The 16918-nt window shown below is 75.1% G+C and carries 14 protein-coding genes; 7 read left to right on the top strand and 7 right to left on the bottom strand.

The window, feature by feature from the left end; genetic code table 11:
* Positions 1-9: 9 nt before the first annotated feature.
* From ABT023_RS03715 to ABT023_RS03725, 3 genes are all read right to left on the bottom strand, one after another.
* Complete coding sequence (locus tag ABT023_RS03715; RefSeq protein ID WP_350881325.1) at positions 10-615, bottom strand: TetR/AcrR family transcriptional regulator; 606 nt, start codon at positions 613-615, stop codon at positions 10-12.
* 657 nt (positions 616-1272) lie between these two features.
* Positions 1273-2016, bottom strand: coding sequence for a metallophosphoesterase family protein (locus ABT023_RS03720; RefSeq protein WP_350881327.1), 744 nt, complete (start codon positions 2014-2016; stop codon positions 1273-1275).
* A 96-nt stretch (positions 2017-2112) separates the two neighbouring features.
* Positions 2113-2790, bottom strand: a complete 678-nt coding sequence (locus tag ABT023_RS03725) for a Crp/Fnr family transcriptional regulator (RefSeq protein ID WP_007073398.1) — start codon at positions 2788-2790, stop codon at positions 2113-2115.
* A 217-nt stretch (positions 2791-3007) separates the two neighbouring features.
* Between ABT023_RS03725 and ABT023_RS03730 the strand changes: the two genes are divergently transcribed.
* From ABT023_RS03730 to ABT023_RS03755, 6 genes are all read left to right on the top strand, one after another.
* Positions 3008-3679 carry an adenosylcobinamide amidohydrolase gene (locus ABT023_RS03730; protein ID WP_350881329.1) on the top strand — a complete coding sequence of 224 codons (672 nt, stop codon included), beginning with the start codon at positions 3008-3010 and terminating at the stop codon, positions 3677-3679.
* 55 nt (positions 3680-3734) lie between these two features.
* Positions 3735-4889 carry a CapA family protein gene (locus ABT023_RS03735; protein ID WP_350881331.1) on the top strand — a complete coding sequence of 385 codons (1155 nt, stop codon included), beginning with the start codon at positions 3735-3737 and terminating at the stop codon, positions 4887-4889.
* A gap of 79 nt (positions 4890-4968) precedes the next feature.
* Positions 4969-5757, top strand: a complete 789-nt coding sequence (nth, locus tag ABT023_RS03740) for an endonuclease III (protein WP_350881333.1) — start codon at positions 4969-4971, stop codon at positions 5755-5757.
* Positions 5754-6386 carry a TlpA family protein disulfide reductase gene (locus tag ABT023_RS03745; RefSeq protein WP_350881335.1) on the top strand — a complete coding sequence of 211 codons (633 nt, stop codon included), beginning with the start codon at positions 5754-5756 and terminating at the stop codon, positions 6384-6386. The genes nth and ABT023_RS03745 overlap by 4 nt, the downstream gene beginning before the upstream one ends.
* A complete protein-coding gene (locus ABT023_RS03750; RefSeq protein WP_350881337.1) occupies positions 6383-7081 on the top strand; it encodes an NUDIX hydrolase in 699 nt (232 codons plus the stop codon). The genes ABT023_RS03745 and ABT023_RS03750 overlap by 4 nt, the downstream gene beginning before the upstream one ends.
* A gap of 57 nt (positions 7082-7138) precedes the next feature.
* The gene (locus ABT023_RS03755) at positions 7139-8317 is read left to right on the top strand and encodes a MarP family serine protease (RefSeq protein ID WP_350881339.1); all 1179 of its coding nucleotides are present in this window, start codon (positions 7139-7141) and stop codon (positions 8315-8317) included.
* Positions 8318-8333: 16 nt separating this feature from the next.
* Here the strand turns inward: ABT023_RS03755 and ABT023_RS03760 are convergent, their stop codons facing one another.
* From ABT023_RS03760 to eccCa, 4 genes are all read right to left on the bottom strand, one after another.
* Positions 8334-9008, bottom strand: coding sequence for a phosphatase PAP2 family protein (locus ABT023_RS03760; RefSeq protein ID WP_350881341.1), 675 nt, complete (start codon positions 9006-9008; stop codon positions 8334-8336).
* A gap of 63 nt (positions 9009-9071) precedes the next feature.
* Positions 9072-9884, bottom strand: a complete 813-nt coding sequence (locus ABT023_RS03765; RefSeq protein WP_350881343.1) for a phosphatase PAP2 family protein — start codon at positions 9882-9884, stop codon at positions 9072-9074.
* Between the two features lie 71 nt (positions 9885-9955).
* Positions 9956-11311, bottom strand: coding sequence for a type VII secretion-associated serine protease mycosin (gene mycP, locus ABT023_RS03770; protein WP_350881345.1), 1356 nt, complete (start codon positions 11309-11311; stop codon positions 9956-9958).
* 109 nt (positions 11312-11420) lie between these two features.
* Positions 11421-15407: a type VII secretion protein EccCa gene (gene eccCa, locus ABT023_RS03775; RefSeq protein ID WP_350881347.1), complete on the bottom strand. Its 3987-nt coding sequence runs from the start codon at positions 15405-15407 to the stop codon at positions 11421-11423.
* 100 nt (positions 15408-15507) lie between these two features.
* Here eccCa and eccD point away from each other — a divergent pair, with 100 nt between their 5' ends.
* Positions 15508-16908: a type VII secretion integral membrane protein EccD gene (gene eccD, locus ABT023_RS03780; RefSeq protein ID WP_350881349.1), complete on the top strand. Its 1401-nt coding sequence runs from the start codon at positions 15508-15510 to the stop codon at positions 16906-16908.
* The last annotated feature ends 10 nt before the right edge of the window (positions 16909-16918 follow it).

Genomic DNA, 16918 nt, shown 5'->3' on the forward strand with positions numbered 1-16918 from the left:
GTGGCCCGGTCAGGGCGTGAGCAGGGCGGCGAGCTGACGTTTCCAGGTGCTGAGCAGGGCGGCCCGGCGGGCCGAGTCGTCGGTGAGCAGGTTGGCCACCCCGAGCCCGCGCAGCAGGTCGAGGGTGGCCTGCACGGCCTCCCGGACCCCGGGACGGCGCTCGTCGACGCCGAGCAGCGCGACGGTCAGTCGGTGCATCTCCCGGCCCACCCGGGCCTCCAGCGGCACCAGGGCACCCCGCAACTCGGCGTCGGTGCGGGCGGCGACCCACAGTTCGAGGGCGGCGACGAAGAGCGGCCCGGTGAACGCCACGCCGAGCAGGTCGATCACCCGGTCGAGCCGCTGCGGCCCGGCGGGCAGCGCCTCGGCCTCGATGCGCAGCTCCTCGGCCCGGCGCTCGGCGAGGTGCGCGACGGCGGCGGTTACCAGGGCGGCCTTCGTGGGGTAGTGGTGCAGCTGGGCACCCCGCGAGACGCCGGCCCGGGCCGCCACCACGGTGGTGGTCGTGCCCGACCAGCCGTGCTCGACGAGGCACTCGACGGTCGCCTCCAACAGCCGGGCCTGGGTGGCGCGGCTGCGCTCCTGCTGAGGGACGCGGGTCGATGTGGAGGTCACGGGGACAGCGTGCCGCCGCCGAAACAAACAGTCAAGCCTGACTTTTTCGCCCCCGGAGCGTCGCCGCGTATTCGCCGCGCACCCACACCCGCTCGCCCGCGCACCCGGACTGTCCGCCCGCACATCCGCCCGTGTGCTCGCCCGCGCATCCGGTAGGCCGGCGGTCGTTGGCCGAGCTGGGGTACGGCAGGGGACCGACATGCACACGTGGCCCAACCGTGACCCGTGCTCCGCTCCCTATGGAGCTGCCCGCATGAACGGGGCACTCCAGGGCGGGGGTGGTGGCGGGTATGGGGCTGTCCGCATTAGCGGGGCAGCCCAGGGCCGGGTGGTGGCGGGGTGGCAAGGGCGGGGGCGTCTGCTCCGGGTCGTGCTGCCGGCTGGGCGCGTGGGCGGGGCAGCTCCATAGTGCCCGCGAGGTGGTGTCTCCGCGGTTGCGAGGGCGGAGCGAGAAGCGAGTAGTGAGAAGCGCGCGGGGCAGGGCGGGACGGACACCCGTTGGCCGCAGCCGGTGGTCGCCACCCCTCCCCGGGCGGCTCGGTGCGGGGCAGACGGCTCGGTGCGGAAAGACGGCTCGAGCGAGGCAGGCGGCTTGGGCCGGGCATCCCGGCCTGGTCGCGCGGGCGCCGGGTGCTGGGTCAGGTGTCGGGTGTCGGGTCAGCGGCCGTCGCGGGGGCCGAAAACGGCGAGCGCGTCGGCGTCGCTGTGCCGGGAGCGCAGGTACTCGTCGGCCCACGCGGTGGCGTCGGGGAAGCCCGACTCCGCTGCCACCCGGGCGCAGGCGGCGTCGACGTCGAACGCCGTACGCCGCAGCTGCACCCCGGGCCCGAGCAGCGCCCAGTCCGCGCCGGGCCCGCCGTACGGCATGCCGATGCTGCCCGGGTTGACCACCAGGCGGCGGTCGACCAGCCGGGCGAACGGCATGTGGGTGTGCCCGCAGACCACCGTGCGGACCTCGGCCGGGACGCCCGCGAGGACCTCCGCCCAGCGGGCCAGCCGGGAGTCGACGAGGGCGACCTCCTCGTCGTCGCGGGGCGTGGCGTGGCAGAAGAGCACCTCGCCCAGCCCGGCTACCGGCAGGGTGACCGTCAGCGGGAGTGCGGCCAGCCGGGCGACCTGGTCATCCCGGAGTTGCCCGGCGGCCCAGTCCGATACGTCGATCCTGGATGGTTTGCCGGCCCGTGTCTCGACCAGTTCCCGGTCGGCGTTGCCGCCCACCCAGCGGACCCGGTCACCGAGCCCGGCCAGCAGGTCCAGCACTTCGACGGGCTGGGGGCCGGCGGCGATGTCGCCGGTGAGCACGATCAGGTCGGCGGCGGCGACGTCCGGCTCGGCCAGCACCGCCTCCAGCGGGGGCAGCGCGCCGTGGATGTCGGACAGGACTGCGACATGTGCCAGCATCGACCCACCGTCTCGCCCGCCGGCCGTGCCGTCCAGCGATTCTGCCCCGGGCAGACAGGACCGGGGACAGGACGGGGCAGGGCCGAGCGGGCGTGGTCAGACGCGGGCGCGGCGGGCCAGGCGCTCCGGGTCCAGGATGATGATGCTCTTGCCGTCCAGCCGCAGCCAGCCGCGCGAGGCGAAGTCGGCGAGCGCCTTGTTGACGGTCTCCCGGGAGGCGCCGACGAGCTGGGCGATCTCCTCCTGGGTCAGGTCGTGGGTCACCCGCAGCACGCCACCGTCGCGGGTGCCGAACCGGCCGGCCATCTGGAGCAGGTTCTTTGCGACCCGTCCCGGCACGTCGGTGAAGATCAGGTCGGCCAGCGAGTCGTTCGTCCGGCGCAGCCGGCGGGCCAGCACCCGCAGCAGTTGTTCGGCGATCTCGGGCCGGTTGTTCAGCCACGGCCGCAGGGCCTGCTTGCGCAGCCGCACCAGGCGGGTGTCGGTCACCGCGGTGGCCGTTGCCGTCCGGGGGCCCGGGTCGAAGAGCGACAGCTCGCCGACCATGTCCGACGGGCCCATCACGGCGATCAGGTTCTGCCGACCGTCGGCCGCCCGACGGCCGACCTTGATCTTGCCGGACAGGAGGATGTAGAGACTGTCGCCGGGCTCGCCCTCGTTGAACACGACCTCGCCCTTGCGGACCTCGATCGTCTCCATCTCCTTGGCGAGCGCCTCGGCAGCCTCCGGGTCGACCCCCTGAAAGATTCCGCTGCGGGCCAGTACCTCATCCATCGCGCACCTCCGCCTACGCGTGCCGTCCGTCGGCCGGGTCCGCCGTCCGCTGATCCCTCGCGCGAGGCCAGTCTAGGCGCACGTGAGCAGCAATCAGAGGTGCACCCCTGGAATCTTGATCGTTGGACGTAACCTGCCCGGCCTGATCAACCACTATGATCGCCGGTCCGAAGGGCCCCAGCCGTCCTCGACGCGCCCGGGACGTAGGGTCTGCGGCGTGCTGACCGAGCCGACCCTGACCAGCCGCCACGAGGACGGGTGGGACGTGCCGCTGCTCGTCTGGCGCGCCGAACGGCCGCTGCTCGCGGTCAGCTCCGCGCCGCTCGGCGGCGGGATCGGCGTCCGGAACTGGGTGGTCAACGCGACCGTCCCGATGTCGTACCACCGGGACGACCCGGCCGAGCACCTGGCCGAACTGGCCGGCCAGCTCGGCCTGGACGGGCCCGGCGTCGGGCTGCTGACCGGTGTCGACGTTGCCGAGGTGGTCGCCCGGACCGACACCGGGGTGCGGGTCTGGGCCACGGTCGGGCTGGGCACCCCACTCCAGGCGGCCGAGCCGGCTCCGGCCGAGCCCGCTCCGGCCGGGACGCGGGTCGGCACCGTCAACATCGTGGTCCAGGCGCCCGCCCGGCTCGGCGACGCCGCGCTGGTCAACGCGGTGGCCACCGCGACCGAGGCGAAGGTGCAGGCGATCCGGGAGCTGGGGCTGGCGGCCACCGGCACCCCCACGGACGCGATCACCGTGCTCTGCCCGGTCGACGGGGCCCCGGCCGCGTACGGCGGGCCCCGCTCCACCTGGGGGGCACCACTGGCCCGGGCCGTGCACGCCGCCGTGCTCGCCGGCGGGGCTGGTCTCGTGGTCCCGTGGTCGCAGCGGTACACGGCCTGAAGTTCGACCGATCGGCCATCGTCAGCGCGTTGTCCGGCGGGTAGGGTCGCGGGCGATGTATGCTGCTGCCCCCTCCGGAATCCGTTCGCGCCGACGGGCCACGCTCGCCCTCGGCGTGCTGCTGACCGCGCTGCTCGCCGCCGGCTGCGCGCAACCCGGCGACGAACTGGTCTGGCAACCCGGGACCGAGGGCGGCACAACCGGCACGGCCGGTGCCCCGACCTCGGCCGGCACGCCGAAGGCCGGGGCGAAGAGCGTCTCGCTCTCCGCCACCGGCGACATCATCATGGGCAACGCGCCGAACCGGCTCCCGCCGGGCGGCGGGAAGGGGTTCTTCGACTCGGTCAAGGATGCCCTCGCCGCCGACCTGGTGATGGGCAACCTGGAGGAGCCGCTGACGGTGGACACCGGCACCGGCAAGTGCGGGGTCAACTCGACCCGGTGCTTCCAGTTCCGCGCCCCGCCGGAGTACGCCGCCCACCTGCGCGACGCCGGGTTCGAGCTGCTCAACCAGGCCAACAACCACGGGTACGACTACGGTCCCAAGGGCTACCAGAACACCCAGCGGGCGTTGGAGAAGTACGACCTGGCGCACACCGGCGCGCCCGACCAGATCACCGTGGTCGAGGCCGAGGGCGTCAAGATCGCGGTGGCCGGCTTCTCGTCGTACGTCTGGTCCAACAGTCTGGTCGACATCGACGCCGCCCGCGCGGTGGTCAAGAAGGCCGCCACCATGGCCGACCTGGTCGTGGTGCAGGTGCACATGGGCGGCGAGGGAGCCGACAAGACCCGGGTCCGGCCGGGCACCGAGATGTTCCTCGGCGAGAACCGGGGCGACCCGGTGAAGTTCTCGCACGCCATGATCGACGCCGGGGCGGACCTGATCGTCGGCCACGGCCCGCACGTGCTGCGCGGCATCGAGTTCTACCAGGGCCGGCTGATCGCCTACAGCCTCGGCAACTTCGCCGGCGGCGGCAACTCGCTGAGCAACAACGGCCGGCTGGGCTGGGGCGGCGTGCTCAAGGTGTCGCTCAAGCCGGACGGAAGCTTCGCCGGCGGATCGTTCGCCTCGACGTACATGAACTCGATCGGCAAGCCGACCATGGACCCGGACGACCGGGGCCTCGGCCTGATCAAGCAGCTCACCCGGACGGACTTCCCGCAGACCGGCGCCCGGTTCGACGACAAGGGCCGCATCACCGAGCGGTGACCGGGCGCACCCGCCGCAGGCGCGACGCGCCCCCCTGCGCACGCGACGCGCCGTCACCGGGTCGACGTAGGCTTCCGTCGTGACCACCAGTCCCCCCGGAGCCGCCGAGACCGAACTCGGCCGCACGCGCCGCGCCCGGAAGATCGGCCGGGTGCTGACCGAGACCCACCCCGACGCGCACTGCGAGCTGGACCACGCCAACCCGCTGGAGCTGGCCGTCGCCACGATCCTGTCCGCGCAGTGCACGGACAAGAAGGTCAACGAGGTAACCCCGAAGCTGTTCGGCCGGTACCCGACGGCAGCCGACTACGCCGGCGCCGACCGGGCGGAGCTGGAGGAGCTGATCCGGCCCACCGGCTTCTACCGCAACAAGACCGACTCGCTGATCAAGCTGGGCCGGGGCCTCGTCGAGCAGTACGACGGCCGGGTGCCGGGGAAGCTCGCCGACCTGGTCACGCTGCCCGGGATCGGCCGCAAGACCGCCAACGTCATCCTCGGTAACGCCTTCGACGTCCCCGGCATCACCGTCGACACCCACTTCCAGCGGCTGGTGCACCGCTGGCGGCTGACCGACGAGACCGACCCCGTCAAGATCGAGCACGCGATCGGCGCGATGTACCCGAAGCGCGACTGGACGATGCTGTCGCACCGGATCATCTTCCACGGCAGGCGGGTCTGCCACGCCCGCAAGCCGGCCTGCGGGGCCTGCACCCTGACAAAGCTCTGCCCGTCGTACGGCACGGGGCCGACCGAGCCCACCCTCGCCGCGAAGCTGCTCAAGGGCCCCCGGGCGCGCGACCTGGCCGCCGCCGCAGGCGTCGACCCGGAGCTGGTGCCGCAGCAGGCGGTCGTGGCGGAGGCACCGTGAAACGCCGCCTCGCCGCCCTGCTCCTGCCGCTGGCCCTGCTCGCCGCCGGCTGCACGGCCTCGGCCGGCGACCCCGCGCCGCCCGAGCCCCGGAAGAACACCCGGCCGTCGCCGTTCGCCGCCTGTGCGGCCCTGACCGCGCCGCCGGCCACGGCGACCCCGACCGCGTCCGTGCCGACCGCGTCCGGGGCCGCCCCGGTCGGTGGGTCGGTGCTGCCCGAGTTGACGCTGCCCTGCTTCACCGGCGGCGACCCGGTCGCGCTGCGGGACGTCCGGGGGCCGGCCGTGATCAACCTGTGGGCGTCCTGGTGCCCGCCCTGCCGCAAGGAGCTGCCCGCCTTCCAGCGGCTCAGCGAGCGCGGTGCCGGCCGGCTCCAGGTGATCGGGGTGAACGCCCGGGACAGCCGGGACGCCGCCCAGTCGATCGGCGAGGACTTCGGCATCCGCTTCCCCGTCCTGTTCGACCAGGGCGACAGCCTGAGCCGGGGGCTCAACCGCAACGCCATCCCGCTGACCGTGTTCGTCGACGCCGACGGCCGGGTCCGGCACGTCGACGTGTCCGGGGCGCTGGACGACGCCCGCCTGGCCGAGCTGGTCCGCCGACACCTCGGGCTGGAGGTGTCCGCGTGACCCGGCAGCCCCCGCCCTGGATCGATCCGCTGCTGGCCCGGCTCGGCACCGCGCGGGTCGAGGACTTCACCCGGATCGCGACCCCGAGCAGCGGCGGTCGGGAGAGCGCCGTGCTGGTGCTGCTGGCCGAGGAGCCGGGGGCCGGCCCGGACGTGTTGGTCCTCCAGCGCGCCGCGACCCTGCGCAACCACGCCGGGCAGCCGGCCTTCCCCGGCGGGGCGGCCGACCCGACCGACGCCGACTCCGCCGCCACCGCGCTGCGCGAGGCCAACGAGGAGGTCGACCTCGACCCGGCCAGCGTCACCGTGCTGGCCGAGCTGCCGAAGCTGTGGATCCCGGTCAGCGACTTCGTGGTGACCCCGGTGCTCGGCTGGTGGCACCGGCCGCACCCGGTGCACCCCCGGGAACCGGCCGAGGTCGCGCACGTCGCCCGGCTGCCGGTCGCCGAACTCGTCGACCCGGCCAACCGCATGCGGGTACGCCACCCGAGTGGCTGGATCGGCCCGGCCTTCTCGGTGCGCGGCATGCTGGTCTGGGGCTTCACCGCCGGGGTGCTCGCCACCCTGCTGGAGATGGGCGGCTGGGCCCGATCCTGGCCGCGCGACCGGGTCGTGGACCTGCCGCCCACCGATGCCGCCCCGGCACCGTCGGCCGGCACCGACTCCGTCGACGAGATGGCCGGCCCGCTCACCTGACGTCACGTTCCGCGAGCGGCGGTCCGCCGCCGAGCCCGGTGCCCGTACCCTTGGGGCGTGTCCGCCGTGGATCTCGTCCTGCTACTGCTCATGCTCGTGTTCGCGATCAGCGGATACCGTCAGGGCTTCGTCATCGGGGTGCTGTCGTTCTCCGGCTTCTTCGTGGGCGCCCTGGTCGGACTCCAGGCCGGCCCACTGCTGGCCCGCCAGTTCGCGGACAACGGCGCCCGCGTACTGATCTCCCTCGTCGCGGTCTTCGGGCTGGCCGTGGTGGGCCAGGCGCTGGCCGGGTGGGTCGGCTCCCACCTGCGCCAGACGATCACCAGCGACGTCGGCAGGCGGGCCGACGACATCGGCGGGGCGCTCGTCTCGCTCGTCGCCGTCATGCTGGTGGCCTGGCTGGTGGCCGTGCCGCTGGGCTCGTCGTCGCTGCCCTGGCTCGCCTCCTCGGTGCGCAACAGCGCGCTGCTCACCGTGGTCGACCGGGTGCTGCCGGACAAGGCGCAGGAGTTGTCCAACGCGCTGCGGGAAACGGTCGACACGAACGGCTTCCCGGACGTCTTCGGTGACCTCGCGCCCACCCGGGCCCGGCAGGTCGACCCGCCCGACCCCGCGCTCGCCGGTTCCCAGGTGGTCGCCAACGGCCGGCGCTCGGTGGTCAAGGTGCTGGGCTCCGCGCCGAGCTGCGCCCGCCGCATCGAGGGCTCCGGCTTCGTGTACGCCGACGACCGGGTGATGACCAATGCGCACGTGGTGGCCGGCACCCGATCGGTGGCCGTGGAGCTGGACGGCAACCGGTACGACGGAGAGGTCGTCGTCTACGACCCCGACCGGGATCTGGCCGTGCTGCGGGTGCCGGGCCTGCCCGGCCCGTCCCTGCGCTTCGCCGCCGGCAACGCGGGCAGCGGAGCGGACGCGATCGTGCTGGGCTTCCCGCTGGACGGGCCGTACAACGCCCAGTCGGCCCGGGTGCGGGACGTCGACCGGATCACCGGCCCGGACATCTACTCCTCGGGCGACGTCACCCGGGAGATCTACACGATCCGGGCGCTGGTCCGCAGCGGCAACTCCGGCGGCCCGCTGCTCTCCTCGAACGGCCTGGTGCTCGGGGTGATCTTCGCGGCGGCGGCGGACGACCCGAACACCGGCTTCGCGGTGACCGCGGCCGAGGCCCGCCCGGTGGCGCTGGCCGGCGCCGAGCGTACCCGCGCCGTCGGCACCGGCGACTGCACCTGACGCGACCCGGCCCCGGTCAGGAGGCGGTGACCTTGGCCGTCCGGCCGGCGGCGGGCAGCTTCTTCCGGCCCCACCGCACCCCGCGGTCGAGCATCGCCCGCGCCATGATCAGCACGCAGGTGCCGCCGTTGAGGAACGACGCCACCACGTCGCTCGGGTGGTGCATGCCCCGGTACATCCGGGTCAGCGCGACGCCGACGGGCACCAGCACCAGCAGCGTCCACCAGGCGACCTTCGCCGGGGTACTGCGCGCCCGCAGGGCCAGCAGCACCGCGATGCCGACGTAGAGCGCCACCGCGGCCGAGGTGTGCCCGGACGGGAAGCTGGAGGTGGGCGGGGAGGTGTCCATGTGCTCGACCGCCGGGCGCCGGCGGTCGATGGCCATCGTGGTCAGCAGGAAGACCAGGGCCTGCGCGCTGACCGCCGCGCACAGGAAGACCGGTTCCCGCCAGCGGTGCAGCACCAGCCGCAGGACCACCGCCACGATCGCGGTGACCAGCACGATGGCCGGGGTGCTGGCCAGCGTGCTGAACACCAGCGAGACGTGGTTCCAGCCCTCCGTGCGGTCGGCGGCCAGCTCGCGGTTGACCGCGTCCTCGACGGTGAACGGCCAGGTGCGCTCGAACACCCGCGTGACGAGCACCCCGAGCAGCACCATGACGGAGAGCAGCAGGCCCACGGGGAGCAGCACCCGCTTGAGGCTTTGAACCAGCACATCGGACATGGCCCCGCCAGTACCCGACGGGGTCTGCCGCTACGCCTGCCCGCCGCCCGGGCCCGGCAGGCTCGCCCCGTCGGCCAGTTCGGGCTCGACGCCCTCCGTCGCCGGGTGCGACGGGCGGCGGCCCGTGCGGGCCCGCCAGGTGCGGAAGGCGGCCGTCGTGGCGGCCACCGTCGCAGCGCCCAACAGCCAGCCGCCGACCACGTCGCTGGTCCAGTGCACGCCCAGCGCGACCCGGCTCACTCCGGTCAGGCCGGCGACCACGACGGCGGCGGCCCACAGCGTCCACCGCGTGGCGGGACGCTCCCGGGCGTACGGGAGGAAGATCAGCAAGAGCACCCCGGCGGTCAGGGTGGCGTTCAGCGCGTGCCCGGAGGGGAACGAGTAGCCGGCGGCCCGGGCCACCGGGTCGAGCAGGTCCGGCCGGTCCCGGCCGACCAGCAGCTTGAGCAGCGCGTTGAGCAGCCCGCCCACGGCCATCGTGGTGACCGCCCACCAGGCCAGCCGCGGGGCGTGCCGGGCGAACAGCCACACCACCACGGCGAGCACGGCGACCCGCAGCGGGCCGGGGCCGAAGGCGTGGGTCCACACGGTCATGAATCCCACCCAGCCGGGATGGTCGACGGCATAGCCGTGCAGGGCGTGGGTCACCGAGGAGTCCAGCCGGTGCAGCGGTGCCCAGGAACCCAGCACCAGCAGGGCGAGCAGGGCGAACGGCACCAGGACCAGGAAGGCCGCAGCTGCGGCGAGGGTGAGCCGCAGCCCCAGCGACCGGTCCTGGTCGAGGCGGCGGGCCCGCCACGAGGGGGACGTCGACCCGGGGGCGTGCTGACCGGACGTGCTCATGCCATATCCCTACCCGGTCGGGTGCCGGATCAGGCCGACCGGCGCCGATGGAACCCGACGGCGGCGACCGGTCAGCGGACCGACCGGCGGAGGCGACGGGCCACCAGCACGGCCCCGGCGGCCAGGGCGGCGGAGACGGCGACGCTCGTCCAGACCCGTTCCGGGTCGGAGCCGTCCGGCCCGCCGGCCGGCCGGGCCGTCCAACGGGTCTGCTGTCGGGGCGCGGTGAAGCCGAGCGGGTCCGCGCCGGCTCCGGCGACCGGCTCCTCCTCGGTGGTGCCGGGTGCCGGGCCGAAGCCCACCACGCCCGGGGAGGAGTGGTCGTCGAGCGGGTTACGCCGCACCGACGGCACGTCTGCGGTGAGCGCGACGACCGGATCGACCATGCCGTACCCGAAGCGGTCGTCGCGGCCGGCGGGCCCGATGTCCCGCGCGGTGCTGATCAGGCGGTTGACCACCTCGCCGGCGGACATCTGCGGCCAGCGGGCCCGGACCAGGGCGGCGGTGGCGGCGACGAGCGGGGTCGCGAAGCTGGTGCCCTGCACCCGCCAGTACCCGCCCGGCCGGGCCCCGACCAGGCCGGTGGCCGGCGCGGTGAGGATCGTGGCGCGGCCGGTGATCGAGCCGGACCAGAGGTTGTCGCTGGCGCGTTCCAGGCCGGCGACGGCGATCACGCCCGGCTCGCGGGCCGGGTACCAGACCTTGGTGTCGGAGGACGCGGCCAGGTTGCCGGTGCAGGCGACCACCACCACGTCCCGGGCGAACGCGTAGTCCAGCGCCGCCGCCAAGGCGGGGCTGTCGCCGCCGCCGCCGAGGGACAGGTTGATCACCCGGGCACCGTTGTCCACGGCCCAACGGACCCCCTTGGCGACGATCATCGCGTCGTCGTACCGGTTCTCGTCGTCGAGGACCCGCACCGGGAGGATCTTCGCGTCGGGGGCCAGCCCGACCGCGCCGCGTTCGTCGTCGTCGCGCCCGGCGATCAGGCCGGCCACCGTCGTGCCGTGCCCGACCGGGTCCGGGCCGTCGTCGGTGTCGCCGTCGTCGACCAGGTCGATGCCGGGCAGCACCTGACCGGCCAGGTCCGGGTGCGAACCGTCCACCCCGGAGTCGATCACCGCCACGGTGACGCCGCGCCCGGTCGAGGTGCGCCAGGCGGTCGACGCCCGCAGCTCGTCGAGCTGCCACTGCTCGTCGCGGACCTGGTCGACCCGGGCCGGCGCGTCCACCGGCGACACCCGCCAGGGCGTCGCCCCGACCGGCGGCGCGGCGAGCGGGGCGTGGCGGGCCGGCGCGGCGAGCGCCGACGGCGGAACCGGACCGACGAGCGACACCGCGAGCGCCGTCGCGCCGAGCAACGCGTGGCGGGTGAGCCGTCGCGCCGTCGTCGAACAGCCCTGCCGATCCCCAGTCACATTCCCAGCCATTCATCGCGGCGGACACATGCTGCTCGGAGATTACCGGTTTTCCCCTCCGCCACACGCCGATCCCGCAACAGGTCACCGGAACGCCGCCGGCCCGGGGCGGTGCCGGCGTTCACTGCGGAGGGAGATGGGCGAGCTGGACCAGGCGTACGCCCTCCCGCCGGGTCACCAGCCGGGCCCGCCCGGGCGGGAGCGGGCCGGGGCGGACCTGGCCGACCAGCGGCCCCTCGTCCGGGCTGCCGGCCATCACCAGGCCGGGGGCGGACAGCTCGCGCAGCTGTTGGAGGAACTGGTCGTAGCCGCGGGTCGCGCCGCCGGCGCGGCGGGCCAGCACCAGGTGCAGGCCGATGTCCCGGGCCTGCGGCAGGTACTCCTCCAGCGCGCGTAGCGGGTTGACCGGCCCGCTGGCCACCAGGTCGTAGTCGTCGACCAGCACGAACAGTTCCGGCCCCGACCACCACGACCGCTCCCGCAGCTGTGCCGGGGTGATGTCCGGGCCGGGCAGCCGGCGCTGCATGTGCCCGGCGGCCGCCTCGACCAGATCGACGGTGCGGGCGGCGTCGGTGCCGTAGCCGATCTCGTGCTCCGTCTCGATGGCGCCGAGCAGGCTGCGCCGGTAGTCCACCAGGATCACCCGGGCCTGGTCGGGGGTGAACCGGTCCACGACGGTGGCGGCCAGCGCCCGCAGGAACGACGACTTGCCGCACTCGGCGTCCCCGAAGACCAACAGGTGCGGTTCGGTGGCGAAGTCGAGCACCACCGGGCGCAGGTCCGCCTCGGCGATCCCGACCGGCAGCGCCAGCCCGGACGTGCCGGCCAGGTCCAGCTCCGCGTACGGCAGCACCGGCGGGAGCAGCCGGACCCGGGGCGCGACCGGCCCGGTCCACGCCCCGGCGACCGCCTTCACCAGCGTGGCGGTCTCCCCGTCCGGCCCGGCCAGCCGGGGCAGCGCGGCGAGGAAGTGCAGGCCCTCACCGGTGATGCCCCGGCCGGGCGTCTTCACCGGCACGCCCGCCGCAACCGCCCGCCGGACCAGCAGCGAGTCCGACGGGTCGCCGAGCCGCAGCTCCAGTCGGGAGCCGAACAGGTCCCGGACGGCGGGGCGGAAGTCCGTCCAGCGCAGCGAGCCGGCCACCACGTGCAACCCGTACGACAGGCCCCGGGTGGCCAGCTCGGTGACCAGGGGCTCCAGGTCGTCGTACTCGGCGCGCAGGGCGCCCCAGCCGTCCACCACCAGGAACACGTCGCCGAACGGGTCGGTGGTCGGCTGGCCGGCGACGGCGAGGGCGGCCCGCCGCTGCCGGTACGCCGCCATCGACTCCACCCCCAGCGCGGCGAAGCGGCGCTCCCGGTCGGCCAGCAGCGTGGCCATCTCACCGACGGTGCGCCGCACGGCGGTCGGGTCGGTCCGGCCGGACACCCCGCCGACGTGTGGCAGGTCGCGCAGCGCGGCCAGCCCTCCGCCGCCGAAGTCCAGGCAGTACACCTGCGCCTCGCCGGGCGTGTGGGTCAGCGCCAGCGCGAGGACCAGCGTGCGTAGCAGGCCCGACTTGCCGCTCTGCGGGCCGCCGACCACGCCGACGTGCCCGGCCGAGCCGCCGAGAGCCAGCCAGAGCAGGTCCCGACGCTGCTCGAACGGCTTGTCGACGACGGCCACCGGCACCTGGAGCGCGCCGTGCAGCTCCGGGTTGGCGGAGCCCAGCCCGCGCGTCGGGTCGGCGCCGACCGGCCCGAGCAGCTCGTCGAGGGTGGGCGCGTCGCCCAGCGGTGCCAGCCACACCTGATGGGCCGGCGGGCCCTGCCCGGCCAGCCGTCCCACCAGCACGTCGAGCAGGCTCGCGGCACCGGTGTCCGCCGCGGCGGCGGCCGTCAGGGCGGGGACGGCCGGCTCCGACACCGGCACCGCATGGGTGGAGAAGGCGAGCAGACGGGGCACGCCGGCCCCGCCGCGCCCCGCCGCGCCGTCGGGGCGACGTAGCGCCCCGGACACGTACGCGGCCTTGAAGCGCACCAGCGGCTCGGTGCCGAAGCGCAGGTAGCCGTGTCCCGGCGAGCGGGGCAGCTCGTGCGCGTCGGGCACCCCGAGGACCGTCCGCGACTCCAGCGCCGAGAAGGTGCGCAACCCGATCCGGTACGACAGATGGGTGTCCAGGCCGCGCAGCCGTCCCTCCTCCAGCCGCTGACTGGCCAGCAGCAGGTGCACCCCCAGCGACCGGCCCAGGCGGCCGATCTGCACGAACAGGTCGATGAAGTCCGGCTTGGCCGAGAGCAGCTCGGAGAACTCGTCGCAGATCAGCAGCAGCGACGGCAGCGGGGCCAGCGGGTTGCCGGCGGCCCGGGCCCGCTCGTAGTCGCGCAGGCTGGCGAAGTTCCCGGCCCGGCGCAGCAACTCCTGGCGGCGGACCAGCTCCCCGTTGATGGCGTCGACCATCCGGTCCACCAGCGGCAGCGCGTCGGCCAGGTTGGTGATCACCGCGGCGGTGTGCGGCAGCCGGTCGAACGAGGCGAAGGTTGCCCCGCCCTTGAAGTCGACCAGGACGAAGTTGAGCTGCTCGGAGCTGTGCGTGGCGGCCAGCCCGAGGACCAGGGTGCGCAGCAGCTCGGACTTGCCGGAGCCGGTTGCCCCGATCAGCAGCCCGTGCGGGCCCATCCCGTCCTGGGCGGACTCCTTGAGGTCCAGCTCGATCGCCCCGCCGTCGGTGCCCACCCCGATCGGCACCCGTAACCGGTCCCGGGCCGACCGGGGCCCCCAGCCCTGCTCGGCGCTGAAGCCGGCCGGGTCGCCGATGCCGAGCAGCTCGGGCAGGCCCAGTTCGGCGTTGACCGGGGCGTCCGGCCCGCGTACGGCGGTGGCCAGCCGCAGTGGGGCCAGCCGGCGGGCGACCGCCTCCGCGTCGGCGAGCGCCAGCCGGTCGGCCGCACCCACCTCGGCGTGCCCCTCGACGGAGTGCGAGTCCAGCCGGCCGCCGCGCAGGTCGAGCAGGAGGGCGTACCGGTCGAGCAGGCGCGGCGGCGGGGTGTCCAGGTCGACGATGGTGACCGCGTCGATGCCGCCGTCGCCGACCAGGTCGGTGGCGCCGGTGAGGTCGCCGCCGTCGAGCACCACCACGACGTGCGGGCCGTCGGTGGCCGGGCCGGCCGGGCTGAACCGGGACCGGCTGGCCAGCACGTCGTCGAGGAGCCGTTCCAGCTCGGGGGCGGAGCTGGTGACCAGGCGGACCGCACCGACGGCGTCGACGCGGGTGGGGTGATGGGCGTGCGGCAGCCACTTCACCCACTCCCAGAGGGCCCGCCGCTCCGGGCCGGCGCAGACCGCGACCAGCAGCTCGTCCGGGGCGTGGAAGACCGCGAGCTGGGTGAGCACGGCCCGGGCCAGGGCCTGGGCGTCGGGCGAACCGGTGTCGGGCCGTACGCGCCCGTCGACGCGCCGGACGGCCGACTCGCCCCGGACGTAGACCCGGGCGAAGCTGCGCAGCGACAGCGCCACCGGCAGGCCCGGCACCACCGAGTACGCGTCCAGGAACCGGCGCAGCGCGCCGGCGGTCATCGGCTCCAGCTCCTCCAACGGCCGGGTGACCGGCGGGACCAGCGGGGTGGCCAGGGTCTGCGGGCCGAGGCCCACCCGGACCACGGCGAAGTCGGGGTCGGCCGGCCGGCGCTCCCAGACCCGGTGGCTGTCCACGGTCGACCAGAGCCGGCCCGGGTCGGGGTGCCGGTAGTGCAGCCCGGCCCGTTGCTGCCCGGCGGTCCGCCTGACCCGGCGGCGCAGCGCGGTGAGGTGCCGCAGGTACTCCCGCCGGGCGGCCATCATCTCCGACTTCTTCGGGGTGCCGGAGGCGCTGCCCCACGAGGTCACCAGCATCGCCACGGAGGACAACCCGAACATCCCCCCGACGACGTACGAGTAGGCCCCGCCGCCCCGCCCGAACATCATCGCCATCGCGACCGTCCCGCCCAGCATGGGCAGCACCATCAGTGCCTGCTGCCAGCGGCTGCCGGTGACGGCGGGGATCTCCGGCGGCGCCTCGACGGGCAGCTCGCCGAACGGGATCTCCGGCGCGGCACGCCGGGGCGGTCGCTTGATGACGACAGTGGACATACGCCCTCCCCAGAGCGCTCGGTAACCCGAGCCTGGCTCATCGTAGGTAAAGTCCTGTCGTCCGCGCAGCCGCCATCCCCCTCGATACGGAGAAGCGTCGATGACTACCGGGCTGGCCCGTGTCACGATCAGTGCCCCCCAGCGCCGGGTCGACGTCGCCCTGCCGGAACAGGTCCCCCTCGCCGAACTGCTGCCCGAGGTGCTCCGGCACGCCGGCGAGGGGTTGGCCGACGACGGGGAGCGGCACGGCGGCTGGGTGCTGCGCCGCACCGACGGCGCGGTACTGCTCACCGCCCAGGCGCTGCTGCCCCAGGGGGTCCGCGACGGCGAGGTGCTGCACCTGGTGCCGGCCCGCGCCGAATGGCCCGAGCTGGAGTACGACGACGTGGTCGAGGCGATCGTCGACGGGGCCCGCCGCCGGGGCGCGGCCTGGTCGCCGGCCGCCACCCGGGCCGCGGCCCTGGCCGGGGCGGCCGTCCCGCTCGCCGTCGGGCTGCTCGCCGTGCTCGCCGCCGGGCCCGGGCACCGGGCCGGCTGGCCGGTCGCGCTCGCGGTGGCGCTGCTGCTCACCGTCGCCGGCGCGGTCGCCTCCCGGGCGTACGGCGACGGCGCCACCGGTGCCACGTTGGGCGGCTACGCCCTGCCGTACGCCGCCACGGCCGGCGCCCTCGCGGTCAGCTCCGGCGACCAGGTCGGCGCGTTTGCGCCGCTGCGCTGGCTGGGTGCCCCCGAGCTGCTGGCCGGCTCGGTGGCGCTGCTGCTGGTGGCGATGCTCGGCCTGCTCGGGGTGGCCAGCCGGGTCCGGGTCTTCGTGGCCGGCGCGACCGTCGGGGCGGCCGGCGCGCTCGTCGCGCTCGGTGGGCTGGCGCTGCCGGCCGAGGGCGCCGCGTCGGTGCTGGTCTGCGTCCTGGTCTTCGCGCTGGGCGGGCTGCCGCTGCTGGCCATCCGGCTGGGCAGGATGCCGCTGCCGCCGATCACCCTGCCCGGCGACGGGAGCCCCGGTGCCGAGACCGCCCGGGACCTGCCGGACCGGGCTCGGGTGTACGCCGCCGTGGCCCGGACCGAGGAGATGCTGACCGGGATGCTGATCGGACACGCCGTACTGGCGGCCGGGGCGGCGGCGGTGCTCGCCGCGACGGGCGGGACGGCCGGCCGGTTGCTGGTGGCGGTCGCGTCCGTCGTGCTGCTGCTGCGTTCCCGGCTGTTCGTGGCGCTGCGCCACCGGGTGCCCCCGGTGGCCGCCGGGCTGGCCGGGGCCGCCCTGCTCGGCGGGGTGCTCGCCGTGGGCCCCGGTCCGGCCGGAGGGCTGCTGCTGGCCGTCGGCGGGCCGGTCGTGGCCCTGGTCGCCGTGGTCACCGGCACCACGTACGCCCGGCGGCCCGTGTCGCCGTACGTCGGTCGGCTGGCGGACCTGACCGACACCGCGCTGGTGGTCTCCGTGGTGCCGGTGGCCTGCGCGGTGCTCGACCTGTACGAACGGGCCCGGGGGCTGCTCGGCTGAGCGGCTCCCG

Source organism: Micromonospora sp. NPDC002296, from assembly GCF_040296145.1.
Classification (GTDB): Bacteria; Actinomycetota; Actinomycetes; order Mycobacteriales; family Micromonosporaceae; genus Micromonospora.